At 57.6% G+C, this 22,221-nt stretch carries 18 protein-coding genes and 3 pseudogenes; 10 read left to right on the forward strand and 11 right to left on the reverse strand.

What is annotated here, in order from left to right; all coding sequences use genetic code 11:
• Positions 1-16 precede the first annotated feature (16 nt).
• The 9 genes from hpaI (at position 17) to AB433_RS10345 (ending at position 10,346) form a co-directional block, all read left to right on the forward strand.
• A complete protein-coding gene (gene hpaI, locus AB433_RS10305) occupies positions 17-817 on the forward strand; it encodes a 4-hydroxy-2-oxoheptanedioate aldolase (protein WP_037486817.1) in 801 nt (266 codons plus the stop codon).
• A 20-nt stretch (positions 818-837) separates the two neighbouring features.
• The gene (locus AB433_RS10310; RefSeq protein WP_047820936.1) at positions 838-2,214 is read left to right on the forward strand and encodes an aldehyde dehydrogenase family protein; all 1,377 of its coding nucleotides are present in this window, start codon (positions 838-840) and stop codon (positions 2,212-2,214) included.
• A complete protein-coding gene (locus AB433_RS10315; RefSeq protein WP_047820937.1) occupies positions 2,211-2,450 on the forward strand; it encodes a hypothetical protein in 240 nt (79 codons plus the stop codon). The genes AB433_RS10310 and AB433_RS10315 overlap by 4 nt, the downstream gene beginning before the upstream one ends.
• 44 nt (positions 2,451-2,494) lie before the next feature.
• A complete protein-coding gene (gene hpaH / locus AB433_RS10320) occupies positions 2,495-3,295 on the forward strand; it encodes a 2-oxo-hept-4-ene-1,7-dioate hydratase (RefSeq protein WP_047823845.1) in 801 nt (266 codons plus the stop codon).
• Positions 3,296-3,323: 28 nt separating this feature from the next.
• The gene (locus AB433_RS10325; protein ID WP_007015354.1) at positions 3,324-4,094 is read left to right on the forward strand and encodes an aldolase/citrate lyase family protein; all 771 of its coding nucleotides are present in this window, start codon (positions 3,324-3,326) and stop codon (positions 4,092-4,094) included.
• Positions 4,095-4,158: 64 nt separating this feature from the next.
• A complete protein-coding gene (locus tag AB433_RS10330; protein ID WP_053059275.1) occupies positions 4,159-5,256 on the forward strand; it encodes an LLM class flavin-dependent oxidoreductase in 1,098 nt (365 codons plus the stop codon).
• A gap of 68 nt (positions 5,257-5,324) precedes the next feature.
• Positions 5,325-7,784, forward strand: a complete 2,460-nt coding sequence (locus AB433_RS10335) for a TonB-dependent receptor (RefSeq protein ID WP_047820938.1) — start codon at positions 5,325-5,327, stop codon at positions 7,782-7,784.
• Positions 7,785-8,256: 472 nt separating this feature from the next.
• A complete protein-coding gene (locus AB433_RS10340; protein ID WP_047820939.1) occupies positions 8,257-9,054 on the forward strand; it encodes an SDR family NAD(P)-dependent oxidoreductase in 798 nt (265 codons plus the stop codon).
• A 62-nt stretch (positions 9,055-9,116) separates the two neighbouring features.
• Entirely contained in the window at positions 9,117-10,346 is a 1,230-nt protein-coding gene (locus AB433_RS10345; RefSeq protein ID WP_217998722.1) for a dienelactone hydrolase family protein, read from the forward strand.
• Between the two features lie 474 nt (positions 10,347-10,820).
• On the opposite strand, the pseudogene AB433_RS10355 reads toward AB433_RS10345, so the two are convergent.
• The 3 pseudogenes from AB433_RS10355 to AB433_RS10365 all read right to left on the reverse strand — a co-directional run.
• Positions 10,821-11,267 (reverse strand): annotated as a pseudogene (locus AB433_RS10355) (IS630 family transposase); the annotation flags it as partial.
• 130 nt (positions 11,268-11,397) lie between these two features.
• Positions 11,398-11,649 (reverse strand): annotated as a pseudogene (locus tag AB433_RS10360) (transposase); the annotation flags it as partial.
• Positions 11,650-11,668: 19 nt separating this feature from the next.
• Positions 11,669-11,968 (reverse strand): annotated as a pseudogene (locus AB433_RS10365) (integrase core domain-containing protein); the annotation flags it as partial.
• A gap of 59 nt (positions 11,969-12,027) precedes the next feature.
• On the opposite strand from AB433_RS10365, the gene AB433_RS10375 reads away from it, so the two are divergent.
• A protein-coding gene (locus AB433_RS10375; protein WP_156170623.1) for an IS3 family transposase occupies positions 12,028-13,199 on the forward strand; the annotation gives its coding sequence in 2 pieces (ribosomal slippage) (positions 12,028-12,280 and positions 12,280-13,199; 1,173 coding nt in all).
• 24 nt (positions 13,200-13,223) lie between these two features.
• Here AB433_RS10375 and AB433_RS19980 read toward each other — a convergent pair.
• The 8 genes from AB433_RS19980 to AB433_RS10410 all read right to left on the reverse strand — a co-directional run bounded on the left by AB433_RS19980 (position 13,224) and on the right by AB433_RS10410 (position 21,813).
• The gene (locus tag AB433_RS19980) at positions 13,224-13,376 is read right to left on the reverse strand and encodes a helix-turn-helix domain-containing protein (protein WP_218916937.1); all 153 of its coding nucleotides are present in this window, start codon (positions 13,374-13,376) and stop codon (positions 13,224-13,226) included.
• A 97-nt stretch (positions 13,377-13,473) separates the two neighbouring features.
• Complete coding sequence (locus tag AB433_RS10380; protein ID WP_169749344.1) at positions 13,474-14,649, reverse strand: 2Fe-2S iron-sulfur cluster-binding protein; 1,176 nt, start codon at positions 14,647-14,649, stop codon at positions 13,474-13,476.
• A complete protein-coding gene (locus tag AB433_RS10385) occupies positions 14,585-15,493 on the reverse strand; it encodes a fumarylacetoacetate hydrolase family protein (protein ID WP_047820943.1) in 909 nt (302 codons plus the stop codon). The genes AB433_RS10380 and AB433_RS10385 overlap by 65 nt, the downstream gene beginning before the upstream one ends.
• Positions 15,494-15,737: 244 nt before the next feature.
• Positions 15,738-16,313 carry an aromatic-ring-hydroxylating dioxygenase subunit beta gene (locus tag AB433_RS10390; protein ID WP_053059114.1) on the reverse strand — a complete coding sequence of 192 codons (576 nt, stop codon included), beginning with the start codon at positions 16,311-16,313 and terminating at the stop codon, positions 15,738-15,740.
• A 40-nt stretch (positions 16,314-16,353) separates the two neighbouring features.
• Positions 16,354-17,685, reverse strand: a complete 1,332-nt coding sequence (locus AB433_RS10395; RefSeq protein ID WP_047820944.1) for an aromatic ring-hydroxylating oxygenase subunit alpha — start codon at positions 17,683-17,685, stop codon at positions 16,354-16,356.
• 24 nt (positions 17,686-17,709) lie between these two features.
• Entirely contained in the window at positions 17,710-18,309 is a 600-nt protein-coding gene (locus AB433_RS10400; RefSeq protein WP_053059115.1) for a 2-hydroxychromene-2-carboxylate isomerase, read from the reverse strand.
• A gap of 10 nt (positions 18,310-18,319) precedes the next feature.
• A complete protein-coding gene (locus AB433_RS10405) occupies positions 18,320-19,279 on the reverse strand; it encodes a dihydrodipicolinate synthase family protein (RefSeq protein WP_375782421.1) in 960 nt (319 codons plus the stop codon).
• Positions 19,280-19,338: 59 nt separating this feature from the next.
• Positions 19,339-21,813, reverse strand: coding sequence for a TonB-dependent receptor (locus AB433_RS10410; protein WP_245626639.1), 2,475 nt, complete (start codon positions 21,811-21,813; stop codon positions 19,339-19,341).
• Between the last annotated feature and the right edge of the window lie 408 nt (positions 21,814-22,221).

A 22,221-nucleotide genomic window follows, 5' to 3' on the forward strand; every position in this document is an offset into this window, starting at 1 on the left:
CCAGGATCGGGACGTCATGCACAATCCCTTCAAACAGGCGATCGGCGAAGGTCGCGCGCAAATCGGCCTCTGGCAGGCTCTGGCTTCCCCTTATTGCTGTGAGATCTGTGCGGGCGCCGGCTTCGACTGGTTGCTGATCGACGGCGAGCACGCACCGAACGACCTGCGATCGGTGCTGGCGCAGCTGCAGGCTGCGGCTGCCTATCCGGTCGAGCCGGTAGTCCGCCTGCCAGTCGGCGACGCCGTCTTGGTCAAGCAATATCTCGATCTGGGTGCGCGGACGCTGCTGGTGCCGATGATCGAGAACGCTGGCGCCGCGGCGGCGATGGTTCGTGCCACCCGCTATCCGCCCCACGGCATTCGCGGCGTAGGCTCCGCGATCGGGCGGGCTAGCCGCTGGAACCGGCATCGGGACTATCTGCAGGCCGCCGCAGCCGAAATCTGCCTGCTCGTCCAGATCGAGAGCCGTGCGGCGCTCGCCGATATCGACGCGATCGCGCGTGTCGAGGGCGTCGACGGCGTCTTCATCGGCCCGTCAGATCTCGCCGCCGATCTCGGCCATCTCGGCGATCCCATGCATCCCGAGGTGCAGGCGATGATCGAGACCGGCATCGCCGCGGTGCGCGCCGCCGGCAAGCCGGTGGGCATGCTAATCGCCAATGAGCAGGCGGCACGTCGCTATCTTGGACTCGGCGCCAACTTCGTCGCGGTTGGCACCGATGTCACGCTGCTCGCGCGGGGGGCGGAGGCGCTGGCCGCAAGCTTCCGCGACGTGCCCGCGCAGGCCGCGGCCCCGCCTCCTCCCAGCGTCTATTGAAAGTCAGGAAGGCAATCGACATGCGGACCGAGGTCATCTCGATCAATCCCGCCACCGGCGAGGAAATCGCGCGCTACCCCGCGCTCGACGGGCCTGCGCTGGAGAAGGTCGTGGCAGCGGCATACGCCGCCTTCGCCAGTTGGCGGACGAACGGCGTCGATCGGCGCGCCCAGGCCTTTCGCCGCCTGGCCGACATACTGGAGGCTCGCCGCGACGCGCTCGCCCCGCTGATTACGCTCGAAATGGGCAAGCCGATAAGCGCGGCGGGCGCAGAGGTCGACAAATGCGCGCGGCTGGTGCGCTGGTACGCCGATAATCTGGCCAAGCTGCTCGCCGATGAGACGCCCGATATCGGCGGCGACGGCACGGCGGCGATCAGCTATCTCCCGCTCGGCGTGGTGCTAGGCGTGATGCCATGGAATTTCCCGCTCTGGCAGGTGCTGCGCGCCGCCGTGCCGATTATGTGCGCAGGTAACGGCTTTCTGCTCAAACATGCCGACAATGTTCAGGGTAGTGCCTGGGCGCTTAGCGAATGTTTCCGGGCGGCGGCCTTCCCCGAGGGTTTGTTCGGCATTGTCCACGCCGATCGCGCTCTGGTCACCGGTCTGCTCGCCGACCGTCGCATCGTCGGCGTCACCGTCACCGCGGGTGTCGCCGCGGGTGCCTCGCTGGCGGCCGAGGCCGGGCGCCACATCAAGAAGTCGCTGCTCGAGCTGGGCGGGTCCGATCCCTTCATCGTCCTCGCAGATGCCGATCTCGATCTTGCCGTCGCCGCTGCCGTCGAAGCGCGGTTCCAGAACTGCGGGCAGGTGTGCATCGCGGCGAAGCGGATCATCGTCGCCGCCCCGATCATGGAAGCGTTCGTCGCCCGGTTCGTCGAGGTGGCGCGCGGGATCCGGTACGGAGATCCCCTCGATCCCGACACGTGGATGGGTCCGATGGCGCGGGTGCGCGCCCGGTCCGATGTTCACGGCCAGGTCTGCCGCAGCGTGGCGATGGGCGCGCGGCTGTTGCTCGGCGGCGAGATCCCGGAAGGGCCGGGAGCCTACTACCCGCCCACGGTCCTGGTCGACGTGACCCGCGACATGCCCGTCTGCGCCGAGGAGACGTTCGGACCCGTCGCCGCGATCATGACCGCCGAGGATGCCGAGGACGCGGTGCGCATCGCCAACGACAGCGATTTTGGCCTGTCGGCGTCCTTGTGGACCGCGGATATCGAAGCCGCCGACCGGCTGGCGCGGCGGATCGAGACCGGCGCGGTCTTCGTCAACGGCATGTCCGCTTCGGACCCGCGCGTGCCGATCGGCGGTGTAAAACACAGCGGCTATGGCCGCGAACTCTCGCATTTCGGCTTGCGCGAGTTCTGCAACGTGCAGCTGCGCTGGGTGCGGCCGTGACCGATAAGGTCGAACATATCGACGCGGTAGTCGCGGCCGTCGAACGCCAGGCGCCGGGCTGGGCGGTTCACAATCACGCGAGCTTCGATGAGCCGGTTTATGAACTCACTATCCAGGATCAACCGCTCAACATCGTGATGGAATCCCTGCTTTGGCAGGAAAGCCTTAAGGAACCTCCTGCCCTGCTGGGGGTTCAGCAGGGATTTGCGACAAACCGTGTCGAGGTGGCGGCTTGATGCAGGCTGCAACCCCGCCTGTCGTCAGTGGCCGGATCGGGCGCATGCTCGATGACAAAGCCATTCAGGCCGCAGCGTCGGCACTCGAAGAGGCTGAGCGCAGCCGAAAGCAGATCCGTCTTCTGAGCGAAACCTATCCAGAGATCACGATGGATGATGCCTATGCGATTCAGGATTGCTGGATCGGGATGAAACTGGCCTCTGGGGAGAAGCTGGCTGGCTGGAAGATCGGCCTGACATCCAAGGCGATGCAGGCGGCGGTTTCGATCGACATTCCCGACTCCGGCGTTCTGCTGGAATCGATGCGCTTTCCAAATGGAGCGGTTATTGTGCCTGGCCGCTTCATCCAACCCCGGATAGAGGCCGAGATCGCGTTCGTGATGAATGGGCCGTTGGAAGGGACGGCGACGGTGGAAGACGTCCTCGCGGCAACGGATTACATTGCTCCGGCGCTGGAAATTCTCGATACAAGAATCGCCCGCAAGGATCCCCAGACTGGTAAGTTGCGCACAGTCTATGACACGATCTCGGACAATGCGGCCGATGGCGGTTTTGTCCTTGGCGAGGCGGTCACGGATTTCTCAGTACTTGATATGCGTTGGCTTGGCGCGATCGTGTCACGCGATGGTGAGGTCGAGGAAACGGGGCTGAGCGCCGGCGTTTTGAACAATCCCTTGATTTCGGTTGTCTGGCTGGCGCAACGTCTTGCGGCCTATGGCCACAGGATTGAGGCCGGCCAGGTTATCCTGTCAGGATCATTCATCCGCCCTATCGAGGCCATTCCCGGAAGTGAAATTGTCGGCGATTTCGGAACTTTTGGACATGTGTCATGTCAGTTCGAGTGAACATCTCCGTGCCAAGCAGGAGGCACCTATGAATCCGTTCAAGGCGGCCATCGGAGCAAGGCGCGCGCAGATCGGCCTGTGGCAGGCGCTGGCCTCTCCCTACACGGCTGAAATTTGCGCAGGCTCGGGTTTTGACTGGCTGCTGATCGATGCGGAACACGCGCCGAACGACATTCCGCTAGTTCTTGCCCAGCTTCAGGCCACGGCTGCCTATCCTGTTGAACCAATGGTGCGCATTCCAAGCGCAGATGCGGTCTTGATCAAGCAATACCTCGATATCGGTGCGCGCTCCCTGATGGTTCCCATGGTCGAAACGGCAGAGATGGCCACAGGGATAGTCCGGGCGACGCGTTATCCACCACATGGCATCCGGGGCGTTGGTTCGGCAATCGGGCGCGCAAGTCGCTGGAACCGCAGGGCGGGGTATCTGCAAAAGGCCTCAGAAGAAATCTGTGTAGTCGTGCAACTGGAGACCGTTGCGGCCATCAAAAACCTGCATGCCATTGCACAAGTCGAAGGTGTTGACGGGATATTTTTGGGGCCTTCGGATCTCGCCGCAGACATGGGATACCTCGGCAATGCGCAACATTGTGATGTTCAGATGTTGATCGAGAATGCCTTGGCAGAGCTCAACAAGCTTGGCGTCCCGGCCGGAATATTGATGGCGGATGAGGCATTGGCCAAGCGTTATCTAGAACTTGGCGTCAGTTTCATTGCCGTTGGGACCGATATTTCTCTCCTTGCGCGCGGAGCTGAGCAACTGTGCGCTCGGTTCCGATCAATGAATGGGGAAAGCTGATGATACGAAGTTTGCTGTCTCGCAAATAAAATTACAGATATCTTGGGAAAGGATAAGCTACAAAATGAGCAACAGGATGCACAGCGCCAATGCCTTGAAGATTGGTCTCTTCGGCGCGAACTGTTCCAATGGCCTTGCAGCCACGACAGTGCCAGAACGGTGGGAGGCGAACTGGGATAACAATCTCTCGCTTGCTCGCATGGCTGATGAAGCGGGTCTGGAGTTCATGCTTCCGATCGCGCGCTGGCGCGGTTTTGGGGGAGAATCGCAGTTTCAGGAGAGCGTCTTGGAGACGGTTACCTGGGCGGCGGGACTTCTAGCAGCCACTACCGGGATAACGGTATTTGCCACAACACACGTTTCCTACTTTCATCCGGTGATCGCGGCCAAGCAGATTGCGACAATGGATCACATCGGTGGCGGACGATACGGGCTCAATATAGTCTGCGGTTGGAGTCAGGCTGAATTTGACATGTTCGGAATCAAGCTCTCGCTTGAGACCGAGGGAAGGTATGAATACGGCCAGGAGTGGTTCGACATTGTTCGCAAAATTTGGACGAGCAGCGAGCCATTCGACTGGAGCGGCAAATATTTCAATTTGCGCGGCGTGAAGGGGCATCCAAAGCCGACAGGTGGCGTGCTCCCTCCCATCATGAACGCCGGAGCGTCGGGTCCCGGCCAGGATTTCGGAGCGAGGAACGCCGATAGTTGCTTTATCACGATGGTCTCACCCGAAAAAGGCAAGATGGAAGTGGAGGCGATCAAGCGGAGCGCCAAAGAAAAATACCTTAGAGATGTAACAGTATCTACTAACTGCTATGTTGTTTGCCGAAATACGCGCAAGGAAGCAGAAGAATATCACCGATACTATACGGAAGAATGCGGAGATCATGAGGCGGCAGAAAATCTTATGTCTTCACTTGGCGTGAGTAGTAAATCATTTTCTGCAGAGCATTACAAATTATACAAAACCAGATTTCTTGGGGGCCACGGAGGCTATCCTATCATCGGAAGTCCGGATGACGTTGCGGATGAACTGGAGAAGATTTCGCATGCCGGTTACGCCAGCGTTGCTTTGAGCTTTGTCAATTATCTGAACGAGCTTCCATTGTTCAGGGATGAAGTTTTGACGAGACTAGCCGCAAGGCGTCTAAGAGCTTGACGGTTATGTTATTAAAGAAATTAGGGTTTAATAGCTAAATATAAGCTTACATAGAAAGGAGAGATGTCATGAACGTTACTAAGGATAAGGCGGTAAGGTCGAAAATTTCATACTTCAGGTATTCGACGGCTCTTGCCGGGCTTCTGTCGTTTGGGAATAATGCTCTTGCTCAAACAGCAGTATCCAATGAACAAGCAGCAGAGCCCAATGGAACTGTCGGCTTCGAGGAAATCATCGTTACTGCACAGAAGAAGTCGGAAAACGTTCAGAAGGTCGGGATTGCCATTCAGGCTTTCACGGGCGACGATCTGGCCGAGCGCGGAATTCAATCAAGTACGCAATTGGTTGATGTCACGCCCGGCCTCGCTCTATCTAGCGCCGGTGGCGGCACAGAGAGCCACTTTTCCATTCGCGGCGTGACGCAGAGCGATTACAATGACATTGTCGAGTCTCCGAATGCGGTTTACCTGGACGATGGCTATATGCCCTTCCAGGGCGCTCAGACCTTCATGATGATGGATTTGGAGCGCGTTGAGATACAAAAAGGGCCGCAAGGCACGCTCTTCGGCCGAAATGCAACCGGTGGCCTTATCCAGTTCATTTCGAGGAAGCCGAGCCTGACCGAGTATTCCGGCTATCTTTCGTTGGAGGCTGGTATGTTGGATAGCCCGACGAACCCGCTGCGCACCACAGTTGAGGGGGCCGTTGGAGGGCCGATCTCAGACAAGCTTGGTTTCCGGATTGCCGCAAAAGGCTTCAAGCTCTCGCCCTTCGTGATCAACAGGTATCCCGAACAGCTATTCGAAGGCCCGCTTTCGGGCGACGGCGCAGACCTTGGTGCCGAACGCATGCTGGCGGTACGCGGCATTCTCCTTTTCAAGCCGAGCGAGTCGTTTTCAAGCGAGCTCACCGGCTTTGTCTTGCGCAGAACAATGTCGGCGGGTTTCTTTGAGCAAGAACAGGCCGCTGCCGTCATCGATAGAAATGGCACGTGGGTCGATACGGTTGTGATTGGCCCAAATGAAACGAGACTGTCGATCGGCCCGGGTGGTGCCGATGCCGGTTGGGACGTCCAAAACACAGGCATCTTCACACCTGGACCTCCGGGAAGACCGGTTCCTGGCGGTGATTATTTCGGTTTTACGGGAATAAAGCCTTGGGTGACGTCTAGCTCTTACGGCTTTGACAAGGCGGGCCATGTCGACATGGAAGGCGTCAACCTGAAAAACACTTGGGATATCTCGGGTGCGATTACGCTGACGTCCGTCAGCGACTACAAGAAATTGTCAAAGCTGCAAACCTCCAACGGCGCTTCCGGACCGACTGCTGTAATATTCCCGACTATCGGCAATGAAGCCTGGTCATTTACCCAGGAACTTCGTCTCAATGGAAACGCCGGAAACCTGCAGTGGCAAGCAGGCGCGTTTTACTTGCATACTGATATTGATGCGAACAGTGCGCTTGGCATCGGCCTTGCAAATCCACAAATATCCTTGAGCACGCTGGCATCCCAAAAAACCAATTCCTATTCCATTTTTGCGCAGGGCGACTGGTCCTTCGCGGACAAATGGAAGTTGATTCTAGGCGGACGCTATACGCAAGAGAAAAAACGTTCTTTGGTAACACAAACTATTTTCCTTCGACCCACTGAGTTGTACTATCCGAGGACTATAACGGACCCGGGCTACATCGCCACCATTGGGCCTCTCCCAGGCGGGCTTCCCTTTGCCGGCAGGTCAGACGATGGCCTCTGGGCAATGAAAGCACAGATCAACTACAGCCCGACCAACGATATGCTGCTTTATGCGGGCGTGAACAGGGGGGTCAAAGCGGGTGGCTTCAATTCTCCTCTTGCCGGCGGGCTTCCAATTCCTGCAAGTCTTCTATCTTACAAGCCAGAGGTGATTTGGGCTTTTGAAGGGGGCGTAAAGTCCTCGTGGTTTGATAATAGGCTTCAGGCAAACCTGTCGATCTTCCATTACGACTACAGGGATTACCAGGCATTCTTGTTCGCTGGCGTCGGCGGTATCGTTATAAATCGGGATTCAAAGACGAACGGCGGCGAACTTTCGATTAAGGCTGTTCCAGCGCGCGGGTTAAACATTACGGCCGGGGTTTCGTACACCGATGCGAAAGTCTACAATTTTCCTACCGACGTGACCGAGCAAGTGGTCCGCACCGTAAGGCCTTCATTCACTCCGAAATGGCGTTCGAACCTCGATGCGCGCTATTCTCATTCGTTCCATAACGGAACTCTAACTTGGGATGCGAACTGGACATATCGAAGCTCAATGTTCTTTTCGCTTCGCAATTTTTCAGCGGTGTCGGACGTGGGGCACAGCAAATTCGGCGCTGGAATTAGCTGGGAGGATCAGTCGGAACAGCTCACTTTTGGGCTGAGAGTGGAGAACTTGGCAAACGAACGGATCAAGACCTCGGTGTTCGACGTCGCGTCGGTGTGCGGGTGCGTTGACGTGAGTTATGAATTGCCGAGGGTTTACACGCTTTCAGTGAGGTATAACTTTTAAACGGACCCAACTGATCGGAGGAAGCGGTTGGTCGCAGAAAAATACACCGGTTATCGATCGTCGAATTGCACCACGCATTCGGGATCGGGCGCTGTGATCGGCTTCTGCGTCCAACTGTGACTCTCGCGTTTTTACGCAACATCGGCGGATTGAGGTTCGAGCGGCAGTTATTTGACTTACGGATCTTGGATTTAGAGAGAAGCTAATCATGAATCACAAATTTGGTGCCTCACCGACCGATGAGTTGATCGACGACATTCGGAGAGATACACTCTACCGCACACAGCACCGGGACACAGCGCCGCCCAGTGGCAGTGGCGCTGGTCGATGCCAAGGACATCTATCGGCGCTGCCCCGATGGCCGGTGGCGGATTTACGAACGACGCATCGAGGTCGTGTTTGAAACCGACGAGCACAGGCAAGGCTGATACGATCAGCCTACCGTAGTACCCGTCCCATGGGGAGTTGAGAGATGCCGGTAAAAGATTATTCTGATGTTGCGCTTGGTGATTTGATTTCGCTCGCTGGCCGGACGGCCGTGATTACGGGCGGTGCCGCAGGCATTGGCAAGTCGATTGCTCGCCGACTGGCCGAAGCTGGTGCAGCCGTCATGATTGGCGATCTCGACGAAGGCAAGGCGCAATCTGTGGCCGCGAACCTTGCCGAAACGAGTGTGCCTCATGCAGGCGTCAAAGTCGATGTGCGCGACCATGCCTCGATTGCGGCGCTGGGCGACTTTGCGATTGCCAGGACCGGTCGATTGGACATCTGGATCAACAACGCAGGTGTTCTTCCTGCGGGCAAGGCGCTCGAATTGCCTGATGATGACTGGAGCCGGGTTCTGGATATCAATCTGCGCGGCACATTCTTCGGGGGTCGCGAGGCGGCGCTGCGGATGCAGGGGCAAGGCGTCATTGTCAATCTTGCCTCCACGAACAGCTTCAACACGGGTGTGAGTGCTATCCACTATGTCGCTTCCAAACATGGAGTGGTTGGTGTGACCAAGAGCCTGGCCGTCGAATTGGCTGGAAAGGGCATCAGGGTTCTTGCTGTCGCTCCGACAATGACCACGTCTGACGGCGTAATGCAGATGCGCAAGCTCGGTCCAGAAGTCGCCGAAGGTTTGGACAACTTTGCCCATTCGCTTCCGCTCGGTCGCGCAGGCGTACCGGATGACGTCGCGCGAGTAGTGCTGTTTCTGGTTTCCGACCTTGCCGCCTTTATGACCGGGGCGGTCGTGCTGGTTGATGGCGGGGAATTAGCAAAATAGGCGATACGTGACCGCTGGATGTCCGGGTAATATTCCTCAACGGGAGCAGGAGTAAGATGCACATGAAGAATTTAGCAATCCAAGCAGCTGACGGCGGCAGGTTCAACGCTTATGTCGCCTTGCCGCCTGATCAGACCGGCCCAGGACTGGTCCTTCTGCATGAAGCCTTTGGCGTAACATCACATATGCGGCGAATGGCCGATAGGTTTGCCGAGGACGGCTATGTCGTCCTCGTTCCGGATCTGTACTGGCGAATTCAGCCTGGCGTCGAATTGAGCGACGCCGAGTTTGATCGCGCAATGGAGTTATATCAGAAATTCGATGCTGATCTTGCGATAAAGGACATCGAAGCAACCATTGGCACCATGCGGAAGATGTCACAGCATGTCGGTGGGGTCGGCGTGGTCGGTTTCTGTCTTGGTGGGACACTGGCCGCCTTGGCGGCGGCGAGGACGGATATCGATTGTGCGGTCAGCTATTACGGCGTTGGTATTGCCAATCATGTGGACGAACTGAAAAAGGTGAATATCCCGATCAGTTTCCACTACGGAACCGACGACGAGCATTGCCAGCCTGAATTTGAGGCGATGCAAGCCTTAGTAGATGCGCACCGGGACAATATGTCTCTTAAAATGTATCCAAATGTTGGTCATGGCTTCGCCAATGATGATCGGGCATTTTACGATCTGAGCGCCGCAGAATTGGCGTTTACGAGGGCGTTGACGACCATTCGTTCGGCGATTGGTCCGAAATTCGATATCGAGAGCATCTGGGAGACCCATCTCTATCATGAGTTCGTGACCAAGAATGCGGCTGAGACCCTCAAGACCATGGTCGAAAATCCCTACGTCAACATTGCTCCCACTCTTACGGGGGGCGTTGGTCACGATATGCTTTTGAGATTCTACAAGTACCACTTTGTTGATGTTCATCCCGAAGATACGAGGATGATATCGATTTCCAGGACCGTGGGCGTAAACCGTGTCGTCGATGAGATGATCATGTGTTTTACCCATGACCGGGAGATACCTTATCTTCTTCCTGGTATTGAGCCGACCGGTAGATACATGAAGGTTCCCATGGTTGCTATAGTCTCCTTCAAGGGGGGCAAGGTATACAATGAACATATTTATTGGGACCAGGCATCGGTTCTTGTTCAGGCCGGCTTGCTTGAGAAGAATGGTCTTCCAATCATGGGCTCGGAAATTGCCGACAAGCTTCTCGACAAGAACATCAGGCCTAACGATTTGATGATGGATATCTGGGCAACAAGTGAAGGAAAGCCGATATGATTGTGCTGAGGTTTACTATTATGAATCTATTTGAGTGTGATTACCTTGGATCCCATGATCTGACATCATGGGGCATTGGGTAGAGCCGTTGCGTCAGTTTCGGTGAGGCAGCGGCAGCTTGATCGTTTTTTTATTCAATCCGGCACGGGATATCGAGCTCAATTTGGTAGGCGCAAGGTTTCCAGTCAATCAAGCTTGGTATTACTTTTTGATTTTTTTGCCAATTGAAGTGCTGCATTAATGGAGTGTCTGAAAATGAGTTCAATCGCGCCCCGCCCCCGCGTGACAGGCATCCACAGCATAGCGCTGCGGGTACCTTGTTATGCCGAGGCCATTGCGTTCTATCGTGATGTCTGGCTGCTGGAGGATATGGGGGAACGGGATGATTCTCACGCCTTCCGGACGGCTTGCGCCGATCACGATAACCTCCTCCTGAGCAGCGGCGAACCGGGGATCGTAAATATTAGAGCATTTTCACGATGACCGTTGATAGCCGGCGGCGTGGAAGAAGTTTGCGCATTCGTGTGGCAGGAAGCGATCGAGTAGGCTGCCGATACGTTCGATGAGGCCGTCGACGGATCGGGCGGGCTCATGCCGCAGGAGCGCCTTGAGCTTGGAGAACGCCATCTCGATCGGGTTCATATCTGGGCTGTAGGGCGGCAGGTAGAAGATCTGAGCACCGCGACCGGCAATCGCCTCGCGGATGCCGGCCACCTTGTGGGCAGGCAGGTTGTCGAGCACCACGACATCGCCACGCTTGAGGGTCGGTGCCAAGACGTGCTGGACGTACATGCGGAAGGCATCGCCATCCATGGCGCGATCGAGCACCCAGGGTGCGGTCATGCCTGAGAGCCGCAGGCCGGCGACGAAGGTCATCGTCTTCCAGTGACCGAATGGCGCCTTGTCACGGCAGCGCTGACCAACTGGGCACCTCCATCAACACGGTGATCTGAGTGGTTATCTGCGGACGGCGGAGGTGGTAGAGTGAACGCTGGCCATTGGTCCGCGCTTACGGCTGTTTTTCGTAAGTTTTCCTGATTTGCGGGCGCAGCTATCCCATGGCTGCCCGTCGTTCGTGGAAGATCAGGCGGTTCATGTTGTAGGCCAGATTGGCGAGCGTGATTTTGGCCTCGGCGCGGTTGATGCCGATAGTGCGGATAAACAGCCCCATCTTGGCCTTCTGCTGCGCGAACACATGTTCGACCCGGGCGCGGATCTTCGATTTCGTGGCATTCGCTCGCCGGACATGGTCCGGCATCGGCTTGCCTCGGGGCTTCTTGCGATGGATCCTGACGTGACCCCCAGCTTTCCCCCAGCTGGGATTAGAGCCGGACCGCGTTGTTGCGCATGAGCGCGGTTGAAGCAATGGGCTGCGTAGCGGAGCCCGTAGGGCGTAGCGAAGCTGGCCATTGCTTATCCAGTTTGGCGGCGAACGCCGCCGGGGTGTCGTAGTCGAGGGAAGAATGCGGCCTCTCCCGGTTGTAGTCCTCCACCCAGGCAGCGATCTCGACGCGGGCGTGAGCCATGCTGAGGAACAAAGTCTCATTGAGCAGTTCGTCCCGCATGCGGCCATTAAAGCTCTCGACGTAAGCGTTTTGCATTGGCCTTCCCGGTGTGACGTGACCCCCTGATTTTCCTCCAATTTGGATTAGAGTCCGGCCCTTACAGAAGGACGGACGAGATGAAGAGAACGAGGTTTTCCGAAGAGCAGATCATCGGTGTGCTGAAGGAGGCTGAGGCGGGTGCGAAGACCGCTGACCTGGCCCGGCGACACGGAGTGTCGGAAGCGACGATCTACAACTGGAAGTCGAAGTATGGCGGGCTGGAGGTGTCCGATGCCCGCCGACTGAAGGAGCTCGAGAGCGAGAACGCGAAGCTGAAGCGGTTGCTCGCCGATGCCATGTTGGACCAGGCCGCGTTGAAGGATCTTCTGGCAAAAAAGTTCTGACGCCCGCCGCCAAGCGGGAAGCTGTCGCTCATCTCCAGGCCTGCCACGGGATGAGCGAGCGGCGGGCGTGCCGTGTCATCGATGCTGATCGCAAGAGCGTGCGTTACCGTTCCACCCGGGACGATGACGCCGATCTGCGTGAGAAGCTGCGCGAGCTGGCCAACCAGCGTCGGCGGTTCGGCTATCGCCGTCTGCACATCCTGCTGCGCCGGGAGGGGATCATGATCAACCGGAAGAAGACCCAGAGGCTCTACCGTGAGGAAGGGTTGGCGGTCAGACGACGACGCAGTCGCAGGCGTGCTGTGGGCACGAGAGCACCTGCTCCGGTGCTGGCGCTGCCGAACCAGCGCTGGAGCCTGGACTTTGTTCACGACCAGATGGCTTCGGGAAGACGATTCCGGGTGCTCAACGTGGTCGATGATGTGACGAGGGAGTGCCTGGCAGCGGTGCCGGATACGTCGATCTCCGGGCGCCGTGTCGTGCGCGAACTGACTGAGCTGATCGCGCAGCGTGGCAAGCCCGGCATGATCGTCAGCGACAATGGCACCGAGCTCACCAGCAATGCGGTGCTGGCATGGTGTGGGGAGATCGGTGTGGAGTGGCATTACATCGCACCGGGAAGGCCAATGCAAAACGCTTACGTCGAGAGCTTTAATGGCCGCATGCGGGACGAACTGCTCAATGAGACTTTGTTCCTCAGCATGGCTCACGCCCGCGTCGAGATCGCTGCCTGGGTGGAGGACTACAACCGGGAGAGGCCGCATTCTTCCCTCGACTACGACACCCCGGCGGCGTTCGCCGCCAAACTGGATAAGCAATGGCCAGCTTCGCTACGCCCTACGGGCTCCGCTACGCAGCCCATTGCTTCAACCGCGCTCATGCGCAACAACGCGGTCCGGCTCTAATCCCAGCTGGGGGAAAGCTGGGGGTCACGTCAGCACCGGCCAAGCCAGGCCGGAACGCTCGAACCGCGCAATCATCTCGCGCACCGTCGAACGGGCTATGCCGCTCAGCCGCGCAATCTCCCGAACCGCCTGGCCACCCTCCCGGTACAGCCGCATCACTTCGCGCACGTCGCGCATCTTCACCCTCCTCGTCGGCATCCATTCCTCCCGGCCACTTCCAGCCGGAAAGCATGGTCCCAACGATCAGGCACCGCACCCCAAGGGTGGGCGGACATTAATCGGAACGGTGGGCGGGATCAGCTCGGAATCCCGGGCGGGAATTCCTCGGAATGGTGGGCGCGATCACCTCGGAATCCGCAACATTGACGCCCTCATCTTCAACAAAATTGATCTCGGCCTCGGTGAAAAATATTGCGTCCTGATCGAGGCCAGCTTTCATCAGGCTCATCATGAGGGGCAAAACAGCGAAGCCGGGGGCGAAGACATTGGCCTGCTCCGCCTTGATCCGATGGCGTTCGAGCTGGATGAAATCGATCATCTCGGTCGTCGAACCACGTCGGCTGGTCAGCCTCATCGATGCCTTCGGCTGCGGTCCGTTGAACACGACGAGCTCGCTATTGGGCAGATGTTGCGTGCACAAATTGCAGATACCGTCGACCAGGTGCATGAAGGAGGCCGACGGCTGCAACAGGAACTGCACCGCTCGGTTCGGATTCTGCGCGATCAGCGCCTCAACGATCGAGCGCACCGCGACCATTCCAGGGCCAACCCCGCAAACCAGGGCAGCGGCCTCGTCTTGCGGCAGGACATAGCCCTTTCCGATGGGTCCGACGAGCTTGAATTCCTGCCCGGCGGATATCCCCTTCTTCAATTCAACAAGGAACTGTGGCTCTGTGTCTGCTTCGACAAGGAAGCTCAGGGTCGACTGACCAGGTGCATTGGCGGGAAACAGGAGAGGGGAGCGCCCCCGATCCATGGAAAGAGCATATTTCTGCCCTGGGAAAAAACGCGCCGGCCTTCGCCCGATATCGAAGTCAAACTGGATGACGTTGGTCTCTATCTCTTCAAGAGCAGTGATCCGGCCGCGATGATACTGGAAGGGGACGTTCACCGCCGGTCTGACCGATGGGAGACGCACCCCCATGTCCATCGAGATGTTTCTTTGGCACGCAAGAAAGGCCTTGTTCTTCTGCATCAGGACAGACTGCTTGTGGCGATCGGGCGCAAACAGATCGAAAGGTTCCACCTCGCACATACCGCAATTGCCGGTCTTGCAGCTGTAAGAAATGGGCAGACCTTCCCGAAGAAGCACGTCGAGCAACCCTTCGCCTTCGTCGCATTGCACGATCCTGCGTATCGGTTTGACTTGGACGATCATGCCGATTTCAGCATTGCATTTCCTCGAGAACAGGATCGTGTCGCGGAAGCGCGACAATTTCAGGAGCCACATCGACGCGCAATTCGCCGATCTCGCTGATCCTCGCCTCGATCCTATCTCCCGCTTCGATGGGCCCGACTCCTTCCGGCGTGCCAGTAAAAATGACATCGCCAGGATTGAGTTGATACATCGAGGAGGCGTATTCGATCAGCTTGGGAACGTCGTAGACAAGATCGCGGGTGTTGGCCTTTTGACGAATCTGGCCGTTGACCCGCAATTCCAGGCCGAGACACCCCGGATCGTCAATCTCGTCCGCTGTGACCATCCACGGGCCAAGCACCGCAAAGCTATCAGCCGACTTGCGGAAACTTTGCAGTTCCGGCCCCCGGATGGTGATGTCCAATCCGACCGTATAGCCCGCCACATATTTCAGGGCCTCATCGCGCGTCACACCGTGGCACTGTGTGCCGATGATCACCGCAAGTTCGATCTCATGATCGATCCTGCGCCCTGGATAACGCAGGCGGATAGGTTCGCCAGCCCCGGAAAGGGCGCTGTTGGCCTTTAGGAACAGCCCCCACTGCCAGATGCTTTTGGTCATGTCGCGACCATGGGCAATTTCCTGGTTGGCCGCCGTTTCCTCGATGTGCGCGCGATAATTGATCGGCGCGTTGATCAGCTTCGATGGGTTGGCGACAGGGGCTTCGAGCCGGACATCCGCGATCGGCGTGGGCGTGGCCTGTTCCTTCAATTCCGACATGAGCGGGAGCAATCGTGCAAGCTCCGCGATGGATATGTCCTTTTGCGGAAACAGCCAGCGGCTGTCGGGAAGGCAAGCCAATGCCCCGCTGACGTCGAAAACTTCATCGCCCTCAACGATCCCGACCCGATCCGTATTGAACCTGCAGATTCTCATCTGCTCCGCCTCTCTGTGCGTCTGCGCTCAGATCTCGAGCTCGTCGCCGCCATTGACGTTCATGATACCCCGCACGCCAAGGCCGCCATCGGTATTGATGATGACGCCCGTCGTCGGTGCCGCGTTCTCCTCATCAACGCAATCTTACCTTCCAACCAACCCATTCTTGTCCTCCTTGATCCGCACGCCGACCCAGCGCTCAAACAAAGTCGAGCCGACAGATTTCTTGCTTTATGCCAGGCGCTTACAGGAACAGCGTCATATTACGGCCCTGCACACCGCGCTCCGCGAACGCAATGAAGCGCTTCACGAACTTGAACCCCTGATCCGGGGTGATGACCAGCTCGTCGTGTCGGGAATAGATAAAATCGTCGATCTGATACTGCCGACGCATGCGACGAAGGTGCCAATTCGTCCGCACGAAAAGCCTGTCTTTTGCGCTACCTTTGGTAACCTCGAGGTTTGTGCCGATCCGCACATAAGCCTCGCGTGGATTGATGCGCCAATTCTGCGGATGCAACTGCTGCTCCACACGTGCATTGAGCGCACCGTGATCATCGTCGTAGATGAAAACGGTGTCGGGCTGCAAATAGCGACGCTCTTCGATGTATCGCAGCTGTCGGCTGATTATGACATAACGAATGTCGGGATGGATCATCTCGTCGAGCCATTCCCGCACCCGCCCGGTATCGAGCAACCTCGCTTCGCGATTGGTGAAAGCCTGCACCCTGTGAAGCAGATCGTGATCGGCGATCAGCTCCGGATCGCCATCCCATACATCCGCGCCCATCGTTTTGACGATTTGATTTGCGTTGTCCATTTTATAGCATCCTGAAAACCTAGATTTTGCAAAGGGATGATCAGCGATCGGCGTCGATCAATTGCTGCTTCCATCCCTCGTCATTCAGATCGAAAGCATCCCAAGAAGGAAGCTTCAGGATCTCGTCATAAAAGCGGTAGTATCCGCGGTAGGACGTTTCGCCGATCGCCGCCTGGCCGATCACGCCGGGCATTTCGTCCATCACCGTGTCGTTGCCGATCCCCATCTGGGCGTTGAGTCGCAACTTGCGCGACTGCCAACCTGTCGGAAGAAGCGAAGCCGATTCCATGTTGTCGTTGTCGTCAGCTTCCCAGTAGCCTGCGGTTCCGAAGCTTCCGTGTAGGCCGTTGTAAATGTCCCGCTTCAGATCCTCGGGCGTATCCTTTTCCGCCATCGCCCAGGTCCAAACTTCCGTCTCGCTCGGACCACGCGGCTGCCAGATCTTCAACGTGTTGGTCCCCCAAAGGTAGGAAACATTCGGGAACAACGAACCGTTGAGATGCGAACCGTAGAAACGTGCCTTGAGCTCCCCGTATTTCTCCGCGATCTTGTCCTTTTTCGTGGCCTGCCAGGCCAGGATTTTCTCGGCCGTCTGCGCGGTGTGGACGCCCGGATTGACATCGTAAAGAATGCCCAGCCCGTGGCCAAAGCGCGTTGCAATCTGCGCACCAGCCCCTGCGGGGGGCAGCATTTGATTTCCCGACATCGGGGCGAACATCGAACGGCTCGCCGCCAAAGAGGAAGCATGAGTCCACCCAATGTGATAGGCATCACCAACAAAATTTTCAGTCGGCGCTTTCCAGTTGCAATGAACGATCGAGCGCGCCGGCGGACCGATCAGTTCCACACCCCCGCTCGCTTCCATCCAGATATCCAGATACCAGCGGACATCGCCCAGATAGTCTTCAAGCGAGATCGCCCCTGGATCGAAATTGCCGAACAGGAAGCCGCGATAGCTATCAACCTTTGCCACCTCTTTCAAACCGTGCGCGCAGCGGTCGATCTTGCCGCCATAAAGCTCCTTCTCGAAGGGGATGGCCGCCAATGACCCATCGGCGGCGTAGGACCACCCGTGATAGTTGCAGACGAAGGCACGCCGGTTCCCCGCTTCGACAGGGCATACGCGCGCACCGCGGTGCCGACAGACATTGAGAAAGGCCTTGACCGTTCCGTCCTCTTGGCGAACCACGAGGACTTCGTCTTCGCCCATTTTCGCAGTAACAAAGTCGCCATAATTCGGAATGGCCGACTCATGAGTGAGAAAGAGCCAGCAACGGCCGAAAATCTTCTCCATCTCCACCTCATAAAGATGTGGATCGATGAACATACTGGCGGATTGCAAACCACGCTTGGTGTCGATCAGGTCATCCATCGCATAAATCCTTATTTCAATTTTTCACTGGCTCGATAGATATTCATCAAGGAAGAACAATCGGTCGCTCCCCCACCACATTTCCTCGCCAATCATCATGATCGGCGCGCCGAATACGCCGCGCGAATGCGCTTCTTCATTGCTTAATCGGTAGGCATCTTCGGCTTCTTCGGAGTGAACATAGGCGAGAAAGGCATCTGGCTCCCACCCCAGCTCGCTCGCAATCTCAGCCAGCAGCTCCTCGCTCGACATGTCCTGCCCCTCACCCCAGGAATGGGACCAAACATGGCGGACATAATCCTTGCACTGCCCCTTGGCCTCGGCGAAAAACACGCCCTTATTGGCCAGCTCCGACTTCAGGGATGGAGGAAAGGAGATCGGGATCTTGTACCGCTCAGCCCAGCGATCGAGATCCTTACGCAGATAGCGCAACTTGATAGGCATCGACACATTGGGCGGACCGGTATTGCCTGCAGCCAACTTGGCCGCAGGCAGATCGATCGGGCGATAGCGCAGTTCATAACCGTGCTTGCGCGCAAGCTCCGGCAATTGGCTATGCGCCAGATAGGCAAACGGGCTCATGAAATCGAAAAAGAAATCGATCATCTTGGTACGCTGCTCCATCACTCGCGCCTTACGCCAAGCTCTTGTGAAGTTTTGCCCAACGCCGCCCGGACTCGCGCCCGCCTTCGAGATAATCCTCGGGAACAATGTTGTAGGGCGGACGACAAGGACCAGCCTTCATCCATCCTGCGGCATCCATCCGCGCCTTTTCGAGCGGGATGTTATAGGAAGAAAAGACCTTGAACGAGCCCTGCGGAAAGAGCGTCTGATAGGTCTGTGCCATCGCGCCGGTCAGCTCTTCGGCCTTGCTCCAATCGCCTGACGTCTTGGCCTGCGCCACCGCATCACGCAAAGCGATCACCGGGTTGGGACCGCATACCGCGCCGCTCGACCAGAAGGCCGTGCAGAATTCCGGATCGATCTTCGCCGCCGCATAGTAGTCAACATCGATCGGCAAAAAGCGGATCCGTCTTTTCGTCAGGTTGAGATCCGGCACCAGTGCGCCAATGCCCAGATATTTTGCAGTGACAACCTGCGGGATCTCGGAAACCTGCGCCCAAAAGGGGCGCGGGAATTCGAATTTGAAGGCCTCCGGATTTGCGTAGATGCAAATCGACATGTCGGGGCAGGCTTCCGCAAGATCGCGGTAGAACTGCACGGCCGTGGGAACATCGGGCGCGCACCACATCGGCGGACCGACCATGGTGCCATCGACCCCGATATCGCGCGCCGCGCGCGTTTCATCGATTGTGGTGCGCGTCGACAGGGTCGAAGTCCCCCCAAAGACAGGCACCCTGCCGCCTGCAACCTCGACAAGCGCCTTCATGAAATCGCGCTTCTCATCCCAGGTCAGCGTGGCCACCTCCCCCAGCGAACCGAGCGTCAGGATGCCGTTGGCCCCTGAGTCGATCAGCGCTTTGACGACCCGCGTGGTTTCGTCGAGATCCACCGTATCGCGCGCATTAGGGTCCTCTGCGTTGGGCTTGGACGGTGTGGGCATGATGGCCCACACCCCCTGCACATCAGCCACCCCTACTCTATGACCAGCCATTGCAATAATCCGATCCTTCCTGCCTCTGGCTCAACCGTTCAATAACGATAACGAAGCTTGAGGAACCACTCGCGAGGACGAGAATAGGCCCCAGTCGCGGCGCCGGTCTGTTGAAGTTCGGAATATCCGCCCAGGAGATAGCGCTTGTCAGTCAGGTTCGTGACCCCGACGCTCACATCCCAGTTATCCCCGGGCAGTTCGTAACTCAGGTTCGCGCCAAACACGCTGTACCCTTCTTGGTAAAGCGCGGGCGAGTTGATCGAGTCCTTGAAGTGGCCACCCTTGTAGCTCCAGTCGCCATGGAGGCTGAGTGTGCCCGCACCGCCCTTGTAAAGCTCAGCGTCGAACGAACCGGAGGCTGTCCATTTCGGCACCATAGGGAAGCGCGAATTGACGTTCACCGGCGCGGCAGTCGGCGAAACCTCCCGGTAATAGGCATCGACATAGCCAAAGCCACCCTGAATGGTAAGGAAGTCAGCCAGTTTCGCCTGCGTTTCGACCTCGATACCCCGGATACGCGCACGACCCGCATTGCGAACCTTCGGTGACAATCCTTGTTGCACGACCAGCTGAATGTCGGTGTAATCCGCCTGGAACGCCGCAATGTTGAGCCGCAGGCGACGGTCGAACAATTCGTTCTTGACCCCGACTTCATAGCTTTCCACGAATTCCGGCGCGAACGACGGGGCCGCCGGCTCGGGCGGGAGGATACGCTGTGTGAAGCCACCGCTCTTGAACCCCTTGGAATAGGAGGCATAGATCAGCGTCTGGTCGGTGACCTGGTAGTCCAGCGAGAGCGCGGGCGTCCACTCGGTCGCCTTCGTTTGCACCTCGACAGCCGGCAGAAGCTGGTTACCCTGCGGATTGACCGTCGTATCCGGCGTAGGGCACTGCGCCGGATCGGGCGGAATGATTGGCGCCCGCCGCACGAAACAGCGGCTCATAAGGAGCAAGGCGCCCCCGGTTCGATCGTCGGCGATCACCTGGCGCGATGGGTCGAAACGCTTGGTCTCGTCGGTATAACGGATGCCCGGGGTGATCGAGAACCGATCCGTTACATTGATGGTTGCCTGGAGATAGGCCGCATAGCTATCGTTGTCGACATCACCGCCGCTGACAAAGTCTGCAAAGGCGAAGGTGAGAAGATTGTTATCGGTGGCCTTCTCCTTCAGGTAATAAAGGCCTCCAGTGAAATCGACCACGCCATCGAATAAGGTTCCGGTTAACTGGAACTCCTGCGAGAATTGCTTCTGATCGATATTGTTGAAGCTCTCACCAAGAGGAATGGGCGAGCCATCAAAATCAAAGGAGAAGTGTGCCTTGGTTTTTCGATAGGCGGTAATTGACTTGAAGTCTACGGAACCGATTTTCCAATCGAGTGTGAGGTTTGTGCCCCACAGATCAAAATTGGAGAGATTCCGGTTCGTCCCCCAGGTTTTATCGATATTGTTGGTGAACCAGTGCGGCCCAAAGCAATTGACTGTTGCCGGAGCCGGAGTTCCCTCCGGTCCGCAATTGGGCGCCTGAAGCACCTTGTTCCAGAAGAAATTCTGAAAGCCACCATTGGTTACCGGAAAGCCACCCGCTTCTCCGATAACATCAAATCCTTCAGACACTTGAAGCAATGTGCTGGCCGCGGATTGCTCGCGCCGCCGGTTGGCGTCGAAGCTGAGCGTCGCCTTGAAATTATCGGTCAGCTCCGCACGAATGGCAATGCGACCGCCCAGAGTGTCGACGTTGCCCTGGCGTCCCCCATCGGAAAGACGCTCCTGATAGCCATCGCGGGTCCGCAATCCGACCACAGCGCGAACAGCGACCCGATCGGAGACGGGGACATTGATCATCCCCCTGGCATCGAGACGATTGAAGCTACCGGTTGCGATCTCGCCTTCCAGATCAAAGTCATTGGAAGGCGGAATTGAATTGACGATAATGGCGCCCCCGATAGTGTTCTTGCCGAACAAGGTTCCCTGCGGTCCACGCAGGATCTGGATGCTCTGCACATCTCCAAGGTCGAGCAATGCCCCCGCTGTCCGCGCGACATAAACTCCGTCGTAGTATAGCCCCACGCCTGGATCGACGGTGATATTGAAGTCGGTCTGTCCGACACCGCGAATGAAGGTGGTGATCGATGCGCTTGAGCCGGAAATATTGGCGGCCGGTTCAAGGCTTACGTTGGGCGCAAAACGACCTACATCGCCAACCGTATCCGCCTGACGCCGCTCAAGCGCCTCACTACTAAAGGCCGTCACGGAAATGGGGGTGTCCTGAAGATTTTCCTCCCTTCTCCGGGCGGTCACAACGATTTCATCCAATCCGCCCGATCGCGCCTGTCCCACGGCGCCGTCGCCGCCTTCGCCTTGGTCTTGAGCCTGCGCCGCAGAGCCTTGGTCTTGCGCATGAGCCGCAGACCCCAGACTGAAAGCCAAAGCCAATAGCGATCCGCGCACCATGACCGACCCGGTCAATTTCGTAGAGATATTTTTCTTACCGGTTGCTTCATTCATCAACATGTTCACCCTCCCCCAGTTCGTTGGATCTGTTAATTCGACAGAGCTTTCAGGCATCGACGCACGTCCACGCCTCACTCGGTTAGATTAGAACCCTATTATTAGAACCCTATTTAAAGGGGTCAGCGCTATATGCACAGATCGTTTGCCTGATAAACCATATCACCAGATCGGATATTGGGCTCTCGCCAAAGGCCGCCCCGTCCCCCCCCCCCCCCCCCCCCCCCCCCCCCGCCCTTCGCCATATCCCAGATGATATGCGGGCGGCGTGGAGAGGATGGCGCGCAGGCGGCATCGGCTGCGCCTTGCTTTCTGGATCGCACCGCCAAGAGGCCGAGCGATCACGCCAAGTCCTTGCGCCAAGCGATCACGCAAACAGATCGCGAGGCCATGAAGTAATCCGATTCCAAG

This window comes from Croceicoccus naphthovorans (assembly GCF_001028705.1).
Lineage (GTDB): Bacteria > Pseudomonadota > Alphaproteobacteria > Sphingomonadales > Sphingomonadaceae > Croceicoccus > Croceicoccus naphthovorans.

What these genes read in the sequence shown, in the direction of transcription:
- hpaI (WP_037486817.1), top strand. Translation starts at nt 17, where the DNA reads ATGCACAATCCCTTCAAACAGGCGATCGGCGAAGGTCGCGCGCAAATC.
- AB433_RS10310 (WP_047820936.1), top strand. Translation starts at nt 838, where the DNA reads ATGCGGACCGAGGTCATCTCGATCAATCCCGCCACCGGCGAGGAAATC.
- hpaH (WP_047823845.1), top strand. Translation starts at nt 2,495, where the DNA reads ATGCTCGATGACAAAGCCATTCAGGCCGCAGCGTCGGCACTCGAAGAG.
- AB433_RS10325 (WP_007015354.1), top strand. Translation starts at nt 3,324, where the DNA reads ATGAATCCGTTCAAGGCGGCCATCGGAGCAAGGCGCGCGCAGATCGGC.
- AB433_RS10330 (WP_053059275.1), top strand. Translation starts at nt 4,159, where the DNA reads ATGAGCAACAGGATGCACAGCGCCAATGCCTTGAAGATTGGTCTCTTC.
- AB433_RS10335 (WP_047820938.1), top strand. Translation starts at nt 5,325, where the DNA reads ATGAACGTTACTAAGGATAAGGCGGTAAGGTCGAAAATTTCATACTTC.
- AB433_RS10340 (WP_047820939.1), top strand. Translation starts at nt 8,257, where the DNA reads ATGCCGGTAAAAGATTATTCTGATGTTGCGCTTGGTGATTTGATTTCG.
- AB433_RS10345 (WP_217998722.1), top strand. Translation starts at nt 9,117, where the DNA reads ATGAAGAATTTAGCAATCCAAGCAGCTGACGGCGGCAGGTTCAACGCT.
- AB433_RS19980 (WP_218916937.1), bottom strand. Translation starts at nt 13,376, where the DNA reads ATGCGCGACGTGCGCGAAGTGATGCGGCTGTACCGGGAGGGTGGCCAG.
- AB433_RS10380 (WP_169749344.1), bottom strand. Translation starts at nt 14,649, where the DNA reads ATGTGGCTCCTGAAATTGTCGCGCTTCCGCGACACGATCCTGTTCTCG.
- AB433_RS10385 (WP_047820943.1), bottom strand. Translation starts at nt 15,493, where the DNA reads ATGAGAATCTGCAGGTTCAATACGGATCGGGTCGGGATCGTTGAGGGC.
- AB433_RS10390 (WP_053059114.1), bottom strand. Translation starts at nt 16,313, where the DNA reads ATGGACAACGCAAATCAAATCGTCAAAACGATGGGCGCGGATGTATGG.
- AB433_RS10395 (WP_047820944.1), bottom strand. Translation starts at nt 17,685, where the DNA reads ATGGATGACCTGATCGACACCAAGCGTGGTTTGCAATCCGCCAGTATG.
- AB433_RS10400 (WP_053059115.1), bottom strand. Translation starts at nt 18,309, where the DNA reads ATGGAGCAGCGTACCAAGATGATCGATTTCTTTTTCGATTTCATGAGC.
- AB433_RS10410 (WP_245626639.1), bottom strand. Translation starts at nt 21,813, where the DNA reads ATGTTGATGAATGAAGCAACCGGTAAGAAAAATATCTCTACGAAATTG.